This window comes from Solitalea lacus, assembly GCF_022014595.1.
Classification (GTDB): Bacteria; Bacteroidota; Bacteroidia; order Sphingobacteriales; family Sphingobacteriaceae; genus Solitalea; species Solitalea lacus.
Genome location: NZ_CP091740.1, coordinates 3017878 through 3041990 on the forward strand (window position 1 = coordinate 3017878; position 24113 = coordinate 3041990).

The window sequence follows — 24113 nt, forward strand, 5'->3', positions numbered from 1 at the left end:
GCAAAAACAATTCCTTAAAAAGCAATATGAGTACTATTGGGTTCATTAATTTATCATTGCTTAAAACCCTTTGAGCAAAGTGACTTTAAAACAATAAGTAATAGCTTTTTAAAGAATTATTATTTAGATTCTTCCACAAAACCTTGAGCCCTTATGACCTTGTATTAATACGACGTTTAGTATTTTATACAGCAAAAACTCATATAAAAAAGATAAAGTAAGTAAATGAAAAAAGCTGTCTCCTACATTTGACAAAGCAAACATAGGAGACAGCCTCTTCATTATTCAACAACTTTAAACAGCTTAATATCTTAGAATAGTAAATTCTGTCCTTCTATTGAGCTGAAACTCATCCTCGGTACAATTTGATCCATTTGTACATCCATTAACTGGTTTTGATTCTCCATATCCCTTAGCTGTAATTCTTCTTGCTTCAATACCTTTAGAAATAATGTAATCAACAACTGATTGCGCTCTTTTTTGGCTTAATTTCAGATTGTAATTATATGCGCCACGCGAATCAGTATGAGAACCGAGTTCAACAATTACGGTTGGATTATCCTTCATGATTTGAACCAGCCTATTTAGCTCTGTTGCTGCATCATTTCTAATATCCCACTTATCAAAGTCATAATAAATATTTTCTAGCTTTATGCCTTTATACAATTCTATTGAATCAATAGCTAAAGCTAGTTTAGCATAAATTGTTTTTGATTCTTTATAGCTTTTAGTACTCAAAATGGCTGAGCGACCGGTAATAAAATTGGTTTTTTCAGCAGTAACAAAATAATCACTATTCCCGTCCAAATTAAAAGTAAAAGCACCAATATTATCAGTAGTGGCTTTTAAATTGGAATTAAGCTCCTGATTGTACAATGTAACAATAGCATTGTTTAGAGGCTTACCTGTTTTTCTATTTACGACAGTACCCTCTAATCTAAATTGCAACACTTTTTCAGCAAATTGATAGATATCATCCATTCCAACACCTCCCTTGCGATTGCTTGACAAATACCCGCTTTTTCCATCAACGGCGAATACCAAGTTAAAATCATCCTGAGGAGTATTTACCGGATAACCCATATTTTTAGGTTCAGCCCAGTTATTAACACCTGTCGATTTTGCGACGAAGACATCAAGACCGCCTAAGCCGATTAAGCCATTACTTGCAAAATAAAGATTATTCTTATTATCAAAACCTGGAAAACGATCAGCCCCCGGAGTATTGATTTTTTTTAAATTAACAGGTTCGTCCCAACTGCCATCGCTTTTACGTTTACAATAATATAAATCAGATTGGCCCAAACCACCAGGCATATCCGATGCAAAAAACAGATATTTCCCGTCGGCACTTAAACATGCATCACCTACAGAATATTCCAAAGGAGAGTTGTACTCAAATGCTTTAGGTTCACTCCAACTCTTTGTTTTTTCATCATATTTTGATGAGTACAATTCTAATTTGATGGTATAATCTTTACGCTTTCGCTTATCATCAGTATACATTTTGCTATTTGTAATACCACGTGTACGGGTAAAATAGACTTCTTTTCCATCTTTAGAAAAACAAGCCGGACCGTTATGGAAATTTCCATTCAAAGAGTTTGAAAACGGAACGAACTCCCATTGATTTTCTCTTTTCTCAGCATAAAATAATTTCAGGTATGGCAGACCTGTCCAACCATAAACACTCCTATTTAAGTTATTATTGGAGTCGAAGTAAAGGATAGGTTTATTATTTTTAGCAGTACTTGCAATAATCCTATCAGATGTAAAGACTACCCCATTTTTAAATGGTATTGCCCCCCAGTCACTTTGACGAGTATTTAAAGTAGTATCTAATTGAAACAAATAATCTACAGGGTTCTGCATCCAAATTTTGGCCGAATCACATGAGGCAATTAGTAGATCTATATTGGGAAAAGCATCTGCTCCTACCTGTTTCTTATAAAATTGGTACCAACTTTTTGCCTCACCATATTTAGAATTATTGCGAAGAGCTTCGGCATAATAAAATTCATCAACAGGCTCATGTCCATCCATTTGTACCACTTTAGCGTACCAACTTTCGGTAAACTGATAATTATTGAGTTGACGATAACTTTCGGCCAGCCCTTTTGCAGCCACTAGCGATATCTTTTTATTGAAAGCTTTTTCGAATAAGCTTATAGCATCATTGTAGTTCAATAATTCAATTTGACGTTGCGCCTCACGTAAACTTGCCTGAGCGAATACGGCTTGAACACCTGAACAAACTATGAAAATTGATATGTATAGTGCACGTTTTAGCATGTTTTCATTTTTTGGTATTAACACAATCTATTGAACATCAAGTTTACTTTAAAAATACCGTGGTGATAACATTCTAATTTTCTTCGGTATAAATGAATATCCTAGAGAGATTTCATGGGTTCCGTAGTTAAAATCCCTGAACTTATTGAATGCAAAGTCGTAAGCATAACCGATCCTTAATCTATCTGTGACATACACCTCTGCTAAAGCCACCACAGCATCTGTAGTACTTAGATTAGATTGCAGGTTATCTTTCTTAAACAGTTTCATTCCCGTTCTGTAAGATGCCCCCAGCCACAGTTTTTCGTAAAGAAGCACAAATGTATTTAAATCTAAATTGGTTGGTCCTTTTGATTCGTTCTTGAGCAAAAATGACGGTTTCAATAAAACAGACTTCGTTATTGTAATTAAGCCGCCCGCGGTTAAATAAAGGTGTGGCATTTTAGTTGGGATCAAAATCGAAGGATCCTTGGTATAATTCATATACTTCCCAATAAGATTATCTACTGATGCACCTGCATACCAACGATCAGAGGAATAATAGATCCCAGCTCTAATGTCAGGGACTATAATTGACTGCATTCCATTAAACTGACGTGGATCATCGGGTTGATTGAATTTAAGCTTATTGCCGTCAAGGCCATATTGTGAAACTCCAACCCCTAAGCCAAAAGCCAATCGGGATACATCACCAACTTTTAACCTATAGGCATAATTTGCATAAGCGGCTAATGTACTTTCAGCACCCAATTGATCCTTTAAAACCATTAATGCTAAACCTACATTTCCGTCATTAGCTATTGCGTCTAAGGCTAAACTGAATGTCTCCGGATTTCCTTCCAATCCCCCACTCCATTGATTCCTGTAAAAAGTATGCAAGTTCAACTGCTCTTTGTAACCTGCGTAAGCAGGGTTTATATATATGCCATTAAACATGTACTGAGAAAACTGTGCATCCTGTTGCGCATAACCAGCTGTTGCCCACAAGACGAACATTAGCGAAAAAAAAGATATTTTTCTCATATCAAGATCTTTATAAATCTATTTTAAATGTTATATAACCAATATACTTGGCTACTTTACCGTCTGCAGAAATTCCATTAATGATGAAACTATTGTTACCACCATCACCATTAGGAGTAAATGCATTTGGAATTTTAAACCCTTGGACCGGAACAACTATTAGAATAGATAAGTCTAATTTTGGTTGTGTTCCATATTACTACTGCAGTATTTGTTACGCCATAATTGGCCTTTATTTTAGATTAAGGGTTTCTGACTTATTCATATCAAAGCACTCAGATTCCAGATTACTTTTTAGAAGTTACATTACCTTCGGTTGTATTAGTGCTTACAAAATCCAACTCTTTAGATAAAATATCATTAACTACAAATTCTTTAGCTTTAACATGTCCTGTATTTGAAACAACATTGTGTATACAAAATCTTCATTAATATTAACCCAGCGCCCAAAAGTACTCTTGTTTTTCGAAAGATCAACATAGTTATCTATCACATTTACAACTAGTTCACCTATATCTCAGTCAGAACTACCTGGAAGGCCGATTTCACAAAACCGAATATAGTATACAATTTCAATACCATAGTGTCCGTTAAACGGTTTATAAGTCACTTTACTATCATTACCTATTTCAATTGTACCATGTAAAGGCTTAATAATTCCATAAGTTTAAAGTTATTCGTTCCATCAGGTAGGTATAAGGAGACTTTTCTCCTGTTGGGGTTAGCATGTAAAAAAGGGGGACCTCGCAAAGCTGGTGAACTAAAAGAAATGGTCTCCTTTGATTCAGGATAAACATTTGTTTTTTTGAAAAGCCAATTCATTGGTCTTCGTTATAGAGATCGTTAATTTTCCTTTTTAAAAAAGGGACTAACTCTCCTTGGAGTCAGTCCCTTTTTAAATGAAGCTTTAGTGAATAATTCACTCAAAGATTTTAAATGATTCCATATTAAAAATACCTGGGCGTCGACATTCTACATTGTCTGGCAATCAAGGAAAATCCTAATGACAGTTCATGGGTTCCGTAATTGAAGTCTTTAAACTTGTTATACGAGAAGTCATAGGCATAGCCGATGCGCAGACGATCAGAGATAAACACCTCAGCCAGACCAACAAGTGCATTGGTTGTCGACAAATCCTGTTGCAGGTTCTCCTTCTTCCAAATACTAATTCCTGTCCGGTATGACCCTCCTAACCACACCCGCTGGGCAAACAACATAAACACATTTAAATCCAGACTTGCAGGACCTTTGGATTCATTTTTTAACAGAAAGGACGGCTTCACCAAAAAGTGCTCAGTGAATGACATTAATCCTCCTGCAGTTAGATAAAAGTGGGGCATTTTTTTAGGGATCAATATAGAGGGATTCTTGGTATAACTCATATACTGGGCAATCAAGTTATCCATCGAAACCCCGGCATAGAAGAAATCATTGCTGTAATATAGCCCAGCTCTGATATCAGGAACAAATACCGATTGGTTTGTTTTGGGCACAGTAGGATCCTCCAACTGATTTGGACTTAGTTTTGAGCCGTTGATCGCATATTGCGAAACTCCCGCACCCAATCCAAAGGCCAGACGAGCGCTTTCACTAACTGGTAATCTATAAGCATAATTCAGATATCCAGAAAGCGTACTTTCAGCTCCTAGTTGATCTTTTAAAACATTTAATGCCAGACCCACATTCCCATCATTGGCTATGGCATCCAAGGCCAAACTAAAGGTTTCCGGGTTACCATCCAGGCCGCCGGTCCACTGACTGCGGTAAAAGGTGTGCAAGTTCAATCGTTCCTTATATCCGGCATACGCGGGATTAATATAGATTCCATTGAACATATATTGCGAAAACTGGGCATCCTGTTGGGCATAGGTAACCGAAGAGAACAACATGAACCATAGGAGTGGGACAATAATTAATGTTTTCATATCAAAAAATTTAAAATCCTAACGTAAAATGGTTACATAACCCGTGTATCTCACCGACTTATTGTCAGATGCTGTAACAGTAAGCACGTAGAAGTAAGTACCATCGTGCAGCTGTGAACCGTCCCAATCGTTGCGGTAGTTGTCGCTTTTATAGACCTCATTCCCCCAGCGGGAAAGCACCACCAACTGCGTTTTCAGATCATCAATGCCATCAATAACAAATGTGTCGTTAATGACATCCCCGTTGGGCGTAAAGACATTCGGAATCTTAAAGCCCAACACGGTTTTAATAACCTGCGCCGTGTTGCTCGAAGGATCCATTTCGGGTTGCGCGCCCTTCACCTCTACCGTATTGAGTACATTGCCTCCTTTAATTGCCTTCACCCTGAGCGTCAAGCTGGCCGAGCCATTCACATCCAAACTGGCTAGGTTCCAGGTAACTTTATGCGAAACCGGATCATAGGTCACTTGTCCATTGGTTGCATTGCTGCTCACATAGACCAGTGCAACCGAGAGAGGATCCAGTACCACCACATCATGCGCTGATACATGACCCAAGTTGGAAACATCGATCATGTACTCAAACTCTTCATTTAAGTCAACTGAGTTAGGCGATGTGCTCTTTTTGATCACCAGATCCACATTGTCGTCCAAAACCTTGATTGTCAATTTTCCGGTAGCACAAAGAGCGGGGTTCCCCTTGTCGCATACGGTGTATGAGATGATTTCGGTACCGTAATAACCATTGGTCGGAGTGTATTGAATTTTTCCATCGCTACCTACGGAGATTGTTCCATGGCTAGGCTGCGATACATTGGTCAACGTCAAGCCGGCTGCTCTTCCCTTTGACGGCACATTGTCCGGATCGCTGGCACTTTCCATAGGATCAGCGGAGACCTCATGATTCATCAAGGTACTTACCTCCACATCAGGGGCAATGGGCGGCAGATTAACAATTGTTACATGCTGCACAGCGTTTGACTGCAAGCCGTTCACATCCGTTACCGTCCAGATTACTGTGGTGGTCCCTTCAGGGAAAACGGCAGGGGCATTATTGATTACACTAGCCACTCCACAGTTGTCAGAAGTTACCGGCGTGCCAAGATTAATGGCCGAACCAGTATTCAAGCCCTGCGAAGTGATGTCGGCCGGCGGGGTAATCTGCGGCAGAGTCACATCTTTAACGATCACATTTTGGGTGGCCGTTTGCACGTTGCCATTGCCATCATCAAACGTCCAGGTAATAATATAGGTACCTTGGGCAGTATAAGCAAGCGGATCGGAGGTCGTTCCGGTTATAGTTGCATTATTATAATTATCAGAAGTGGTAGGCGCAGTTGCAGTCACTGAACACTCACCATTCAGATCAGGTAAACTAGGCTTGATCGGTTTGATCTTATCCTCCACTGTCAACACCGATTGACAGGTGGACACGTTGCCATGGTTATCTGTCACGGTCAGCGTAACAGTAATGGTGCCCAGATTCGAGCTATCGAAATTAGTCTGACTGACTACCATTGACTGTATGCCGCAATTATCCCATGAGCCATCGTTGATGTCTGCTGCCGAAATGCTTACCTTACCCGATTCATCCAATTGAATGGTGATCGGTTTACAGATTACAACAGGGGCGGTATCATCCACTACGGTCACCACTGTCTGACAGGTAGAAACGTTGCCGTTATTATCTGTTACCGTCAATGTCACAGGATTCTCGCCCACATTTGAGCAATCGAATTGCGTTTGACTTAACTCCATTGATTTGATGCCGCAGTTATCAAACGAGCCGTTATCAATGTCTGCTACAGTTATACTGGCCTTGCCATTGGCATCCAGTGAAATTGTCAGCGGCTTGCATTTCACAACCGGGGCGGTGTTATCCACCACTGTCACCGTCGCCTGACAGATGGAAACATTATTGCTGTTATCCGTAATTGTCAACGTCACGGTATTCTCGCCTATATTCGAGCAATCAAAAACGCTTTTGCTTATAGTCCATGATTTAATACCATCGTTATCCGAAGAACCATTGTCGATGTCCGCTGCCGTGATGACGGCCTGTCCGTTGGCATCCAGTTGAACCGTCAGCGGCTTGCATTGTACAACCGGAGCTATATTATCCACCACCGTCACACTCGCCTGACAAGTAGAAACATTACCGTGGTTATCAGTAACTGTCAAAGTCACAGTAATGGTACCCAGGTTTGAGTGATCGAAATTAGTCTGACTGACTACCATTGATTGAATCCCACAGTTGTCCCATGACCCATTGTTAAGGTCTTCTGCTGTGATACTTACATGGCTTGCAGCATCCAATTGAATGGTGATCGGTTTGCAGATTACAACAGGGTCGGTATCATCCACTACAGTCACCACTGTCTGACAGGTAGAAACGTTGCCGTTATTATCCGTTACCGTCAAGGTCACCGCATTAGCTCCTACATTGGAGCAATCAAAATCGGTTTTACTTACAGTAAGGGATTTAATACCGCAGTTATCAAAAGAACCGTTGTTGATATCAGCTGCCGTGATACTGGCTTTGCCCGTAGCATCCAATGGAATTGTTACCGGTTTGCATTTTGCAACTGGAGGGATATTATCTACTACCGTAACTACAGCCTGACAGGTGGAAACATTATTGCTGTTATCTGTTACGGTAAGCGTCACGATATTCTCGCCCACATTCGAGCAGTCAAAAACGCTTTTGCTTATAGTCATTGATTTAATACCATCGTTATCCGAAGAACCGTTATCGATGTCCGCTGTCGTAATGTGGGCTTGTCCGTTGGCATCCAGTTGCACTGTCAGTGGTTTACATTTTACAACCGGAGCTCCCTCATCCACTATCGTTACTGATGCTTGACAAGTGGAAACATTACCGTGGTTGTCTGTAACTGTCAGCGTCACTATAATGGTGCCCAGGTTCGAACTATTAAAATGTGTTTGACTTATAACCATTGACTGGATACCGCAGTTGTCGAAAGAACCATCATTAAGATCTTCTGCCGTAATGCTTACCTGGCCTGCTGCATCCAATTGAATCGTAATCGGTTTACATCTTACAGTGGGTGCGGTATTATCCACTACGGTTACTACTGCCTCACAGGTTGAGACATTATTGTTATTATCTGTAACAGTCAATGTCACTGCATTGGGGCCTACATTCGAACAATCAAAATTGGATTTATTTATAGTCAGTGATTTTATACCGCAATTATCTGACGAACCGTTGTTGATATCAGCTGCGGTAATCGAGGCTGAGCCAGTGGCATTCAGCTGAATTGTAATGTTTTTGCATTTGGCAATTGGAGCAACCTTATCTTCCACTGTCACCACAGTACTACAGGTTGAGGAATTACCATGAGAATCGGTAACCGTTAAGGTAACATTGTTCGGGCCAATGTTCGAACAATCGAAAGCATTCTTGCTTAATGAATAGGTAAGCGCCCCCCCCGCTGTACAGTTATCGCTTGAACCATTGTCGATATTTACTCCAGTGATTGTTGCCGTACCATTGGCCCCTAACTGAACCGTAATATTTTTACAAACAACTGTAGGAACAACCTTATCTTCTACTGTCACCACTGCCTCACAAGTTGAAGAATTGCCATGAGAATCGGTAACTGTTAAGATAACCTTATTCTGGCCGATGTTGGAACAATCGAAAGTGCTCTTGCTTACTGAGAAAGTGAGCAAACCAACCGCTGTACAGTTATCGTTTGAACCATTGTCGATACTTACTCCAGTGATTGTTGCAGTACCATTGGCCCCTAACTGAACCGTAATATTTTTACAGATAACGGTTGGCGCTACCTTATCTTCCACTGTCACCACAGTACTGCAGGTTGAGGAATTACCATGAGAATCGGTAACCGTTAAGGTCACATCGTTCGGACCGATGTTCGAACAATCGAAAGTGTTCTTGCTTAATGAATATGTAAGTGGACCACCCGCTGTACAGTTATCGCTTGAACCATTGTCGATATTTACTCCAGTGATGGTTGCAATACCATTGGCCCCTAACTGAACCGTAATATTTTTACATATAACGGTTGGTGCAGCCTTATCCTCTACAGTTACTACGGCCACACAAGTTGAAGAATTGCCATATGCATCGGTAACTGTTAAGGTAACATTGTTCGGACCGATGTTGGAACAATCGAAACTGGTTTTGCTTGCCGATAGTGTCACAGAACCACAATTATCAGTCGAACCATTGTTTATATCCGCAGGCGCAATACTTACTGTCCCATTGGAACCCAACTGAATAGTAATATTTTTACAAAGAGCTGCTGGTGGAGTAATGTCCCCTACTGTTACTAATGCAGATCCATCTCCTACATTGCTACAATTTGAATCTGAAACATTACCAATCGTGTATGTTTTGGTAGAAGAAGGAGAAACTGAAAATTGATACGGACTCGAGTTAATCCCGTTTACAGTAACAGGTGTAGTTCCATCTGTATAGGTTATTGACCAAGGAGCTGTTCCACTTAGGGCAATGCTTAATTGTGTTGAGATCCCCGGACAAATAGTTACCCCTCCACCACTAATGGTTGCAGTGGGTTTTGAACTTTGAGTAAGCACAAAAGGAGGGCTTGAAACAACTGAAGGACAACTTGTAATTTGATCCTGTACCTCAACTGTATAAGAACCGGGTGTATTAGTTGTATAGGTACTACCGGTTGCTCCTGAAATATTATTACCATTAAACTTCCATTGATAAGAATAAGAAGGTTTCCCTCCTCCTGCATTGGCAGTAAGTACTGCTGAAGCTGAACCACATAAAACAGGAACATCTGATGTAATAACTGCTGTTAAAGCTGGATAATTATTAACCTTAAATGAACCTGTCACAGGCAACAAATTGCCACAACCATCCTTGATTGTGCCAGTTACTGAATAAGTAAGCACCGCAGGCGAACCAGCTACCGAGGTATATGTGGCGTACCTGGATGTTACAGGATTAGGAATTATCAAGGAATTATACTGACCTGGAGTAGGACCTGTAGTAGAGTTAATTGTCAATGAGGTACCTGATGCAACGGCTCCGAAATCAAGCTGAGCAGAACAATTGACCCTAATATCAAGGTCTTTGGGTATACTTGGCCTTTTTACCGTAGTAATAACATAATCATAAACATCATTCCCTGGTTTACAAAATACAATTTCGGTCGGTGTACCATCTACATGGGGAGTTACACAAGATAGTTCCCCGAGTGGTTTTGCAGGTCCACAATCAATCTTATAGCTAGCTGAAGCTACAGAACTTGGTCCTTTAAAAACATTGAAGCTCACCCCTCCAACATCAGGGTTCAAATACAACAGAAACCTGATACACTCATCCCTATCATTATTACAAAAATTACTAGTTCGATTACTTGTTGAATAGGTCCAGCTTGCATCCGGACTATTTTCCAGATGAACATCAATGGTTTGGGCCCTTGCACGGGGCAAATACCAAATGGTTACAATAAGACAGAAGACAATCAACCTCATTATCTTCAAAAGATTGATTTGGGGGAATAAAATAGCAGTCATAAGCGGGGATTTAAATATTTTTCACAATCCCACTTATCAGTTTAATAAGCATTAACTGATTAATAAATGATTAATTATCTGATAAGCGTTCATTTAGATAAAGCGTTATATAAGGCCTTTTTCAAGGTCATTGAAATTGAAAAATCAGTTCATTATTTGAGAAATTGCCACTGCGTAACTCAAAAGAATAAAGCCCAACTACACGGGACTAAACTCCAGATAGACTGCAATGGTTGAGGCAATTGCCCGCGGCAACAAAAACCGATGAGAGTGGTACAGAAATTAATCAACCTAATTACCTTCAAAAGGTTGATTCTAAGGGGTAGCATAGTGGTCATAAGCGAGATTTATAAAATTTTATAATCCCACTTATCAGCGTAATTTAAATTTTGAGAGACTGATAAGCGTTATTTAGATAGTAGCGTTTTTCCAGCAAGACCCTTTTTAAGGCCCTCGAAATAGATTCAATTTTATTTTTGATTTTATAAAGAGGCTTCCTCCTGATGGAGTCAGCCTCTTTATTATTGAGACCTAGTGATTAATTATATCAAACCTTAATATTTAGTGATAGCAAACTCGGTTCTTCTATTCTCCTGAAACTCTTGGTCACTGCATTTAGCTCCGTTAGTACATTTATTTACCGGTCTGGTTTCACCGTATCCTTTAGCCGTGATGCGCAGAGGCGAAATACCCGTAGAAATAATATAATTAACTGCTGACTGTGCCCTTTTCTGACTTAATTCCATATTATATTGGTCAGTACCACGGGAATCGGTATGAGAACTTAGCTCAATGATCATTGTTGGATTATTGTTCAAAATTTGAACGAGTTTGTTCAACTCTTTTTTAGCATCTTCACGAATGTTCCATTTCGCATAATCATAGTAAATATTATCTAACCGGATGCCTTTATTTAATTCAATAGAATCCAATCCAATTGATACTTTGGTAACTTTTGATTCTTTAAAACCCTTGGTACTTACAGTTGTCTTTGATGGCGTTATATAAGCTGTTTTTTCAGCATTAATGGAGTAATCTGTATTCTCATCCATGTTAAAGGCAAAATATCCGTTTTCATCGGTAGGAGCTTTTAACTCAGTGTTATTTTTAAGATTGTATAAGGTGACGGTAGCATTGCTGATGGATTTATTTGATTTTTTATTATAAACATTTCCTTCCAAAAGAAACTCAATAGAATCCAAACCTATTGTCAATTTGGTAATCTGTGATTCTTTATAACCCTTCGTGCTTAAATTATCCTTTGGAGGAGCGATGAAAGAGGTTTTTTCAGCATTAACTGTGTAATCTGAATTTTCATCCATACTAAATGAAAAATTACCTTTTTCATCCGTAGGGATTTTCAATTCTGTATTGGTTTTAAGATTATATAAGGTGACAACAGCATTGCTAATTGATTTATGCGTTTTTTTGTTGAAAACATTTCCTTCCAAACGAAACTTTAGCTCCTTTTTGGCAAACTGATATACATCATCCATACCTATTCCCCCGGTGCGATTACTGGAAAGGAATCCGCTTTTATCATCTTCAGCAAAAACGATCTTAAAATCATCCTGGGGAGTATTAAAAGGATACCCCAAATTTCTGGCTACCTTTCGGCCATTGAAATCAGAAGTATGGACCACATAAATATCAAGGCCACCCAATCCCACTCTACCATTACTAGAAAAATAAAAATTACCCTCATTATCGAAGCTTGGAAAGCGCTCATCGCCAACGGTGTTAAAACCCTTCATGTTTACGGGTGATCCCCAGCTTCCATCCTCCTGGCGTTCGCAGAAATACAAATCCGATCCGCCCTGTCCTTCCGGCATATCAGAAGCGAAATAAAGCATGCTTCCATCGTTACTCAAACAAGCATCGCTAACCGAATAGTCCTGTTGCGAATTATAAGCAAAGGGTATCGGTGCACTCCAGGAGCTATCTGTTTCATTATAGATGGATGAATACAATTCCAGTTTGATGGTGTAATTTTTGTTCTTTTTGTTTGATTTATCAAAGCGAGTACGGGTAAAAAATACTTCTTTACCATCTTTTGAGAAACAGACAGATCCGTTGTGAAATTCCCCGTTTAAAGTATTTGAAAAAGGCTTCACTTTTTTCCAGCCATTGCCATCCTTTTCTGCATAAAACAGCTTTAGGTAAGGTAATCCTGTCCAACCACAAACCTTTTTCGACAGATTATTATCTATATCAAAATGAAGAAAACGCTTATCCTTCACCGCTGAAGAATCAATTATTCGATCGGAAGAAAAGACGATACCATTTTGATATTTTGCAACTCCCCAATCGCTTTGCGGCGTGTTTAAAGCTGAATCCAGTTTAAAAATGTATTTAACAGGATGCTGCATCCATACAACGGCAGAATCGCAGGATTGAACCAATTGCCCGATAATAGGCAGAGCCGATCCACCTGCTTCCTTAAGATAACTTTCATAGATCCCTTTTGCCTCTGCATATTTTGAATTATTGCGCAATGCTTCCGCATAATAAAACACATCCATTGCAGTATGATCCGGCATTTGAACAACCTTAGCATACCAACTTTCTGTGGCGGCATAATTATTTACCTTACGATAGCTTTCGGCCAAACCCTGTGCTGCCGTATAAGTGGCTCGCCTTTCAAAAGCTTTTTCATATAGCCCAATGGCCACACTATAATTAAGCAATTCAGATTGGCGCTGTGCTTCAAGTAATGATGCCTGCGCATATGCCCCCGTTTGAGATATTAGGAGTATGCTTATAATCAGAGATAATGTAAATTTTACCATAACTAATGAGGTTTATAACCGTCAGCTCTGCGGCTCAGCATTGATCGGTTTTGGTTATTAAAAATATCTAGGTGTCAACATTTTAAGTTTTTTAGGAATAAAGGAATATCCCAATGACAGTTCATGGGTTCCATAGTTAAAGTCCTTGAACTTGTTAAAAGAGAAATCATAGGCATAACCGATTCTTATACGTTCAGTTACAAAAAACTCTGCCAGCCCGACAACTGCATTAGTAGTGGATAAATCCCGTTGAAGATTATCTTTATTCCACACACCAATCCCGGTCCTGTAAGAAGCTCCCAGCCACAAGCGTTCAGCAAACAACACAAACGTATTTAAATCGAGAGTAGTTGGTCCTTTTGATTCATTCTTTAACATAAAGGAGGGTTTCAGTAAAAGGCTTCCACTGAGAGGAATTAATCCTCCTGCTGTAAGATAGAAATGAGGCATTTTTTTAGGGATCAATACAGTGGGATCTTTTGTGTAGCTCATATATTGACCAATCAAGTTATCTAATGAAAATCCTGCGTATATGCGGTCGCTACTATAATATAAACCAGCTCTGAGATCAGGAACAATTACTGATTGTTTTTCTTTAGGCACCCTAGGATCCTCAAGCTGATTAGGGTTCAGTTTTGCTCCATCGATAGAGTATTGAGAGATCCCTGCACCAAGTCCAAAGGCCAGGCGAGCTTTTTCGCTTACCGGTAACCGGTAAGCATAATTAAGGTAACCTGCAAGGGTGCTTTCTGCACCTAATTGATCCTTTAAAACATTTAATGCCAAACCTACATTTCCATTGTTTGCAATTGCATCCAATGCCAAACTAAAGGTCTCCGGATTGCCTTCCAGTCCTCCGGTCCACTGGCTGCGGTAAAAGGTGTGCAGGTTCATTTGCTCCTTATAACCGGCATAAGCGGGATTGATATAAATCCCATTAAACATGTACTGAGAAAATTGTGCATCCTGTTGGGCATATACAGCTGAATTGAGCAGCATTAACCAGAGGATTGTGAGAAGCGTTAGTGATTTCATATTCAAAAAATTTAAAAACAGTTATCGTAAAATGGTTACATATCCGGTGTATTTCACCGATCTATTGTCAGATGCCGTCACAGTTAGCACATAGAAGTAAGTGCCATCATGCAATTGAGAACCGTCCCAATCATTTTTATAATTTTGGCTTTTATAGACTTCATTTCCCCAGCGGCTCATTACAACCAACTCTGTTTTTAAGTCCTCAATGCCTTCAATAACAAATGTTTCGTTAAATGCATCTCCATTAGGTGTAAAGACATTCGGTATTTTAAAGCCAAGTACGGTTTTAATTACTTCAGCAATGTTGCTTGATGGATCCAGTTCTGGTTGCGGGCCAACTACTTCTGCTCTATTGAGTACATTTCCGCCTTTTACCCCTTTAACCTTGAGCGTCAAGATGGCAGATTCATTTACATTCAGACTTACCAGGTTCCAGGTAATCTTATGAGTGTTTGGATCATAGACCGCTTGCCCCGAGTTAGCGCTGCTACTCACGTATACAAGAGCATCCGAAAGTGGATCCAATACCACTACATCATGGGCGTTAACGTGACCCGAATTCGACACCTCAATGCTATACTCAAATTCTTCATTCAGATTAACTGAATTAGGAAGCGTAGTCTTTTTAATAACCAGGTCCACATTATCATCCAAAACGTCCACTGTAATTTTTCCTGTAGCGCAAAGAGCAGGCTTTCCATTATCACAAACCGTATAATAGAAGACGTCTTTACCATAGTATCCATTGGCTGGAGTATACTTGATTATATTATCACTTCCCACGGAAACCGTTCCATGGCTGGGTTGTGATACATTAGAAAGTGTTAATCCAGCCGCCTTTCCTCTTGAAGGCACATTATCCGGATTAGTTGCACCTTCTAAAGCATCAGCTGATACAGGATGATTCATCAGGGTGCTCAGGTCAACGTCAGGAGCTATTGGACCAACATTACCAATTGTCACATTCTGAACAGCTGTCGATTTTAACCCATTCACATCGGTCACCGTCCAGGTAACTTTGGTAACGCCTTCAGTGAAAAATGCAGGGGCGTCATTAGTCACACTGGCAACCCCACAATTATCAGAAGTTACAGGAGTCCCCAAATTAATTGACGAACCGGTATTTAATCCCTGAGAAACAATATCTGCAGGAGCGGTTATCTGCGGCGCAGTCACGTCTTTTACAATCACGTTTTGTATGGCTGTTTCCACATTTCCATGGCCGTCGTCAAAGCTCCATGTGATAACGTAGCTTCCTTGAACGGTATATGTCAATGGATTAGTGGTAGTACCCATGATAGTACCTGAACAGTTATCGGTAGTTGATGGCACCGAAACAGTTGCAGAGCACTCTCCTATTACATCAGCTAGAACTACTGGTTTCACTGGCTTAGTTTGATCCGTCACCGTAACTATTTGGGTACAGGTTTGAATATTGCCTGCCACATCTTTCACCGTCCAGATCACTGTAGTGGTGCCTGCTGGGAAAGTGGCCGGAGCATTATTGGTAATGGTAAAGTTTCCAGTACCGGTACAGTTGTCAGTCACCACCGGCGGAGTTAAAGTCACCCCGGTTGCATCACAACCACTGTTGGCAGCTACCGTAATGTCTTGAGGACAGCTGGTAATTGTCGGCTGGGTTTGATCCGTTACCGTAACCAGTTGAGTACAGGTCTGCATATTGCCTGCCGCATCTTTCACCGTCCAGGTCACTGTAGTGGTGCCTGCCGGGAATGTGACCGGTGCATTATTGGTAATGGTAAAGTTTCCGGTTCCGGTACAGTTGTCAGTCACCACCGGCGGAGTTAAAGTCACCCCGGTTGCATCACAACCACTGTTGGCAGCTACCGTAATGTCCTGCGGACAGGTGGTAATGGTTGGCTGGGTTTGATCCGTTACCGTAACTACTTGAGTACAGGTTTGAATATTACCTGCCGCATCTTTCACCGTCCAGATTACCGTGGTGGTGCCTGCTGGGAAAGTGGCCGGTGCATTATAGGTAATGGTAAAGTTTCCTGCTCCGGTACAGTTGTCAGTCACCACTGGCGGAGTTAAAGTTACCCCGGTTGCATCACAACCACTGTTGGCAGCTACCGTAATGTCCTGCGGACAGGTGGTAATGGTCGGCTGGGTTTGATCTGTTACCGTAACTATTTGAGTACAGGTTTGAATATTACCTGCCGCATCTTTCACCGTCCAGGTCACTGTAGTGGTGCCTGCCGGGAATGTGGCCGGAGCATTATTGGTAATGGTAAAGTTTCCGGTTCCGGTACAGTTGTCAGTCACCACCGGCGGAGTTAAAGTCACCCCGGTTGCATCACAACCACTGTTGGCAGCTACCGTAATGTCCTGCGGACAGGTGGTAATTGTTGGCTGGGTTTGATCTGTTACTGTAACTAGTTGAGTACAGGTTTGAATATTGCCTGCCGCATCTTTCACCGTCCAGGTCACTGTAGTGGTGCCTGCTGGGAAAGTGGCTGGTGCATTATTGGTAATGGTAAAGTTTCCGGTTCCGGTACAGTTGTCAGTCACTACCGGCGGAGTTAAAGTCACCCCGGTTGCATCACAACCGCTGTTGGCAGCTACTGTTATATCCTGCGGACAGCTGGTAATTGTCGGCTGGGTTTGATCTGTTACCGTAACTACTTGAGTACAGGTTTGAATATTACCTGCCGCATCTTTCACCGTCCAGGTCACTGTAGTGGTGCCTGCTGGGAAAGTGGCCGGTGCATTATTGGTAATGGTAAAGTTTCCGGTTCCGGTACAGTTGTCAATCACCACCGGCGGAGTTAAAGTCACCCCGGTTGCATCACAACCACTGTTAGCAGCTACCGTAATGTCCTGAGGACAGGTGGTAATTGTCGGCTGGGTTTGATCTGTTACCGTAACTACCTGGGTACAGGTTTGAATATTACCTGCCGCATCTTTCACCGTCCAGGTCACTGTAGTGGTGCCTGCTGGGAAAGTGGCCGGTGCATTATTGGTAATGGTAAAGTTTCCGGTTCCGGTACAATTGTCAATCACCACCGGCGGAGTTAAAGTCACCCCGGTTGCAACACAACCACTGTTGGCAGCTACTGTAATATCCTGCGGACAGCTGGTAATGGTTGGCTGGGTTTGATCCGTTACCGTAACTACTTGGGTACAGGTTTGAATATTGCCTGCCGCATCTTTCACCGTCCAGGTTACCGTGGTGGAACCTGCGGGGAAAGTGGCCGGTGCATTATTGGTAATGGTAAAGTTGCCGGTACCGGTACAGTTGTCAATCACCACCGGCGGAGTTAAAGTTACCCCGGTTGCATCACAACCGCTATTGGCAGCTACCGTAATGTCTTGAGGACAAGTGGTAATGGTCGGCTGGGTTTGATCTGTTACCGTAACTACTTGAGTACAGGTTTGAATATTACCTGCCGCATCTTTCACCGTCCAGGTCACTGTAGTGGTGCCTGCCGGGAATGTGGCCGGAGCATTATTGGTAATGGTAAAGTTTCCGGTTCCGGTACAGTTGTCAGTCACCACCGGCGGAGTTAAAGTCACCCCGGTTGCATCACAACCGCTGTTGGCAGCTACTGTAATATCCTGAGGACATGTGGTAATGGTTGGCTGGGTTTGATCAGTTACCGTAACTACTTGGGTACAGGTTTGAATATTGCCTGCCACATCTTTCACCGTCCAGGTCACTGTAGTGGTGCCTGCTGGGAAAGTGGCCGGAGCATTATTGGTAATGGTAAAGTTTCCTGCTCCGGTACAGTTGTCAGTCACCACTGGCGGAGTTAAAGTTACCCCGGTTGCATCACAACCACTGTTGGCCGCTACCGTAATATCCTGCGGACAGGTGGTAATGGTTGGCTGGGTTTGATCCGTTACCGTAACTACTTGGGTACAGGTTTGAATATTGCCTGCCGCATCTTTCACCGTCCAGGTTACCGTGGTGGCCCCTGCCGGGAAAGTGGCCGGTGCATTATTGGTAATGGTAAAGTTTCCGGTTCCGGTACAGTTGTCAATCACCACCGGCGGAGTTAAAGTTACCCCGGTTGCATCACAACCGCTGTTGGCAGCTACCGTAATGTCTTGAGGACAGGTGGTAATGGTTGGCTGGGTTTGATCCGTTACCGTAACTACTTGAGTACAGGTTTGAATATTACCTGCCGCATCTTTCACCGTCCAGGTCACTGTAGTGGTGCCTGCCGGGAAAGTGGCCGGTGCATTATTGGTAATGGTAAAGTTTCCTGCTCCGGTACAGTTGTCAGTCACCACCGGCGGCGTTAAAGTCACCCCGGTTGCATCACAACCACTGTTGGCAGCTACCGTAATGTCTTGAGGACAGGTGGTAATGGTAGGCTGGGTTTGATCCGTTACCGTAACTACTTGAGTACAGGTTTGAATATTACCTGCCGCATCTTTCACCGTCCAGGTCACTGTAGTGGTGCCTGCCGGGAATGTGGCCGGAGCATTATTGGTAATGGTAAAGTTTCCGGTTCCGGTACAGTTGTCAGTCACCACCGGCGGAGTTAAAGTTACCCCGGTTGCATCACAACCACTGTTGGCAGCTACCGTAATGTCCTGCGGACAGGTGGTAATGGTCGGCTGGGTTTGATCCGTTACCGTAACTACCTGGGTACAGGTTTGAATATTGCCTGCCTGGTCTTTCACCGTCCAGGTCACCGTGGTGGCCCCTGCCGGGAAAGTGGCCGGTGCATTATTGGTAATTCTTAAACCTGCTGTAGCAGTACAGTTGTCGCTTGCCACTGGCCCAGTCAGGCTTACCCCTACGGCTCCACAGCCACTATTAGCTGCTACCGTCATATCTTCAGGGCAGGAGATAATAACCGGCATGGTTTGATCCACAACAGTTACTATCTGGGAATTACATTTTTGTGTATTGCCTGCCGCATCGGTTACTGTCCAGGTTACAACAGTGTTACCCTCAGGAAAGATCACCGGTGCATCATTTGTGATTATTAAGTCTGCCACTGCAGTACAGTTGTCACTAACTTCCGGTGCTGTTAAGATCACCCCTGTTGCTCCGCATCCGTTGTTGGCAGGTACAGTTATGCTTGGTGGACAAGACGCAATCGTCGGCTTGGTAATATCTTTTACAATCACATTTTGAGTGGCCGTTTCCACATTGCCATTGCCATCATCGAAGGTCCAGGTAATTACATGCGTACCTTGGGTGGTATAAGTTAAAGGGTTTGCAGTTGTACCTGTTACAGTACCCCTACAATTGTCGTTGACTACCGGTGCCGTAGCCGTAGCGGAACATTGGCCAGTTACATTAGCAAGAATTGGCTTAACTGGTTTGGTTATATCTTTTACAATCACATTTTGAGCGGCCGTTTCCACATTACCATGGCCGTCATCAAACCTCCAGGTAATCACATGTGTACCTTGGGTTATATAGGTCAATGGATCTGAGGTAGTACCTATGATGGTACCTGAACAGATATCGGTGGTCGTTGGCACAGTAGCAGTTGCCGAGCATTCGCCTGTTACATCATCTAAGACAGGCTTAACAGGCAAGGTTTTGTCTTTTATAATTACATTTTGAGTGGCTGTTTGCACGTTACCATTGCCGTCATTAAATGTCCAAGTGATCTGGTATGTACCTTGAGCAGTATAAGTCAAAGGATCGGAAGTAGTACCCTGAATGACATTTCCACAGTTTTCACCAGCTACAGGAATAGGAACAGTAACCGAACATTCACCCGTTATATCTGCAAGGACTGGTTTTATTGGTTCGGTAATGTCCTTAACGATCACCTTTTGAATGGCTGTTTCAACGTTACCATTTCCATCGTCAAATCTCCAGGTGATGGTATAGGTACCTTGAGCCGTATAAGTCAGGGCGCTGGTTGTTGTACCGGTCACTAGTCCCTTACAGTTATCAGTAGTTGTTGGCACTGAAACAGTTGCCGAACATTCACCAGTAACATCAGCCAAAACTGGAATTTCCGGTTTGGTTATATCCTTTACAATAACCCGCTGAGTGGCCGTTTCAACATTACCATTACCATCATTAAAGGTCCAGGTAATCGTGTGCGTTCCTTGAGTTGTATACGACAACGGATCAGTAGTAGTGCCTATGACAACACTTAAGCAGTTGTCGGTGGTTGTAGGCACTGAAGCAGTAGCCGAACATTCACCAGTAACATCAGCCAATGTAGGTTGTACAGGCTTGGTCACATCTTTTACGATCACACGTTGAGTGGCCGTTTCCACATTACCGTTGCCATCATCAAAGCTCCAAGTAATCAAATGAGTGCCTTGGGTAGTATATGTCAATGCATCAGTGGTAGTACCCAGGATTACCCCACCACAGTTATCTGTGGTTGATGGCACTGTGGCGGTTGCAGAGCATTCGCCTGTTACATCACCAAGAACTGGTTTAACGGGTTTGATGTTGTCTTTTATGATTACGTTTTGGGTTGCAGTTTCCACGTTGCCGTTGCCATCATCGAAGATCCAGGTAATTACATGCGTACCCTGAGTCGAATAAGTCAAGGGACTAGCAGTTGTACCAATTACCGTCCCCTTGCAATTGTCGTTAACCACAGGTGCCGTAACCGTAGCCGTACATTGACCTGTTACATCAGCAAGGGTAGGTTTATCTGGTTTGGTTATATCTTGTACAATAACATTTTGAGTGGCTGTCTCAATGTTGCCGTTGCCGTCATCAAAGGACCAGGTGATCACATGTATACCTTGGGTCGAATAAGTCTTTGCGTCAGCAGTGGTACCGGTCACCAAGCCTTTGCAATTGTCAGTGGTTGTTGGCGTCATAGCGGTTGCAGAACATTGACCTATTACGTCAGCTAAAACTGGTTTAACCGGTTTGGTTTGATCCGTTACAGTAACTATTTGAGCACAGGTGGTTGTATTGCCTGCTGCATCCTTAACCGTCCAGGTCACTGTGGTTGGGCCTGCCGGGAAGGTTGCAGGTGCATTATTAGTAATTGTAAATCCTCCTGCTACGCTACAATTGTCAATTACTACCGGAGGAGTAAGAGATACGCCGGTTGCTCCACAGCCGCTGTTGGCAGCTACCGTAATGTTTGCCGGGCAGGTAGTAATCGTTGGTATAGTTTGATCGGTTACCGTAACTACTTGAGAACAGGTTGTTGTATTGCCTGCAGCATCCTTAACCGTCCAGGTCACTGTGGTTGGGCCAGCCGGGAAGGTTGCAGGTGCATTATTAGTAATTGTAAACCCTCCTGCCACGCTACAGTTGTCAACTACTACCGGAGGAGTAAGAGATACGCCGGTTGCTCCACAGCCACTGTTGGCAGCTACTGTAATGTCTGACGGGCAGGTAGTAATAGTTGGCATTGTTTGATCCGTTACCGTTACCACCTGGGTACAAGTTGCTGTATTGCCTGCCAAATCCTTCACTGTCCAGGTAACTGTGGTGCTACCTGCCGGGAAGGTCGTCGGTGCATTATTAGTAATTGTTAAACTCACTGTCCCGGTACAGTTATCGCTCACTACCGGTGGATTCAGGGTAACACCGGTTGCTCCACAGCCACTGTTGGCCGCTACCGTGATGTCCGAAGGACATGTAGTAATAGTCGGGATGGATTGATCAGCTACCGTTATTATTTGGGTACAGGTTTGAGTATTGCCAGCCAAGTCCCTTACTGTCCAGGTCACTGTGGTTGGACCTGTCGGAAAGGTCGTCGGAGCATCATTTGTGATTGTTAAGCTAGCAGTCCCAGTACAATTATCGCTCACCACCGGCGGAGTCAGGGATACCCCGGTTGCACTGCATCCGCTGTTGGCCGCTACCGTTTTATCAGCTGGACAGGTGGTAATTGTAGGCTTAGTTTGATCCGTTACCGTAACTACTTGAGTACAGGTTTGAGTATTGCCTGCCACGTCCCTTACTGTCCAGGTCACTGTGGTTGGGCCTGCAGGGAAGGTTGCCGGTGCATTGTTAGTGATTGTTAAACCTGCTACCGGAGTACAGTTGTCGCTCACTACTGGTGGAGTCAGGGTCACTCCGGTTGCTCCGCAAGCGCTGTTGGCTGCTATCGTTATGTCCGACGGACAAGTAATCGACGGCTTGCTTTGATCCGTGACTGTTACCACAGCCACACAGGTTGAAGTATTTCCTTTGGCATCTGTTACTGTCAAGGTTACATTGTTAGGACCTATGTTAGAACAATCGAAGCTGGTTTTGCTGGCTGATAAATTTACCGAACCGCAAACATCATTTGACCCATTATCAATATCAGCTGCAGTTATGGTTGCAGAACCTGCTGAATTCAAGGGAATTGTAATGTTTTTGCAGATTGCCGTAGGGGGTATATTGTCTATTACAGTTACCACTGCTACACAGCTTGATGAATTACCTTTGGCATCCGTTACTGTCAGGGTTACGTTGTTAGCACCTAAGTTCGCACAAGTAAAGCTGGTCGGACTGGCTGAAAGACTTACTGAACCGCAAGCATCATTCGATCCATTATCAATAGAGGCGGCTGTAATGGTTGCAGAACCTGCTGCATTCAATTGTATAGTTATATTTTTACAGATCGCAGTTGGTGGTACATTATCAGGCACTGAATTTATCGTAATTACCTGCGATGATTTTGAACAGTTATTGGCATCAATTACCGCTACAGTATATGTACCTGCGGATAATGAATTAAAAACACCACTAGATTGTAAAGCGCCTCCATTTAATCTATATTGATATGGGGGAGTTCCTCCACTTGCCGTAACATTGATCGAACCTAAAGTATTACACGTTTGATCAATATGAGTTTCAGTTAAATTAAGCTCAAACGATGTTCCTGCAGTAGATGGAATTTCTATAAACACGTCAAATGCTGTTCCCAATCCATTGCCACAAGTGCCTCTTTGATTTATCTGAACTCGTAGCCTTCCTGTAAAATTTGCCACATATTCAATGTAAACATCATCAGACGAGGTGGAGAGCGGATTTTTTGTAGGATCATTAGTTATTGTAAAACCCTTTTTTGACTTATCCGCTTCATCAAACAAGTCAATTACTAACGGTTTTTTTGTATTACTTGTATAAATTCTATAGGTAAAGCCGGGGTAAACATTAACAATTGCATACTGTGTATTTCCAGAATTAATGCTGCTATTATCCAAGCGCGTTGCAGGCCCTCCTACGCAAAGAGACTGATCAACACCAATACGCAAGGCTCCGTTATCATAAGGACATTGCGCGTATACAGAAGTTAATTCACACAGATTAAACAGCAGAATCAATACGGATAGCTTCTTAAACCTGTTAAGCCCGTTGAGAACGAATTCTCTTTTAAACTTAATCAGCCGAAGTGATTTAATAAGGTTAGATTGACTGGATAGAAACATTAACATAAGCAGAATTTTTTTATTCATTATTAGTGTTAAAACCTAACTCACTCATCAACTTATAACTGTCTGACAAGCGTTATTTTAGGCAATAGGATTTCCAGCAAGGCCATTTCAGGTCCTCAGACATAGAAAAACAATCAATAAATTTTTAATTGGATTT

The 24113-nt window shown here is 42.4% G+C and carries 8 protein-coding genes; all 8 read right to left on the reverse strand.

Annotated elements, in window-relative coordinates:
- Nucleotides 1-303: 303 nt before the first annotated feature.
- Nucleotides 304-2292, reverse strand: coding sequence for an OmpA family protein (locus tag L2B55_RS18970; protein ID WP_276573974.1), 1989 nt, complete (start codon nucleotides 2290-2292; stop codon nucleotides 304-306).
- Between the two features lie 48 nt (nucleotides 2293-2340).
- On the reverse strand, nucleotides 2341-3315 hold the full coding sequence (locus L2B55_RS13080; RefSeq protein ID WP_237846432.1) for a PorP/SprF family type IX secretion system membrane protein: 975 nt from the start codon (nucleotides 3313-3315) through the stop codon (nucleotides 2341-2343).
- A 287-nt stretch (nucleotides 3316-3602) separates the two neighbouring features.
- Complete coding sequence (locus L2B55_RS19075) at nucleotides 3603-3731, reverse strand: hypothetical protein (protein WP_420854525.1); 129 nt, start codon at nucleotides 3729-3731, stop codon at nucleotides 3603-3605.
- 531 nt (nucleotides 3732-4262) lie between these two features.
- Entirely contained in the window at nucleotides 4263-5240 is a 978-nt protein-coding gene (locus tag L2B55_RS13085) for a PorP/SprF family type IX secretion system membrane protein (RefSeq protein ID WP_237846437.1), read from the reverse strand.
- 18 nt (nucleotides 5241-5258) lie between these two features.
- Entirely contained in the window at nucleotides 5259-10781 is a 5523-nt protein-coding gene (locus tag L2B55_RS13090; RefSeq protein ID WP_237846445.1) for a T9SS type B sorting domain-containing protein, read from the reverse strand.
- Nucleotides 10782-11335: 554 nt separating this feature from the next.
- Nucleotides 11336-13570, reverse strand: coding sequence for an OmpA family protein (locus tag L2B55_RS13095; RefSeq protein WP_237846446.1), 2235 nt, complete (start codon nucleotides 13568-13570; stop codon nucleotides 11336-11338).
- A 57-nt stretch (nucleotides 13571-13627) separates the two neighbouring features.
- Complete coding sequence (locus tag L2B55_RS13100; RefSeq protein WP_237846448.1) at nucleotides 13628-14605, reverse strand: PorP/SprF family type IX secretion system membrane protein; 978 nt, start codon at nucleotides 14603-14605, stop codon at nucleotides 13628-13630.
- Nucleotides 14606-14626: 21 nt separating this feature from the next.
- Nucleotides 14627-23977: an HYR domain-containing protein gene (locus tag L2B55_RS13105; protein WP_237846456.1), complete on the reverse strand. Its 9351-nt coding sequence runs from the start codon at nucleotides 23975-23977 to the stop codon at nucleotides 14627-14629.
- Between the last annotated feature and the right edge of the window lie 136 nt (nucleotides 23978-24113).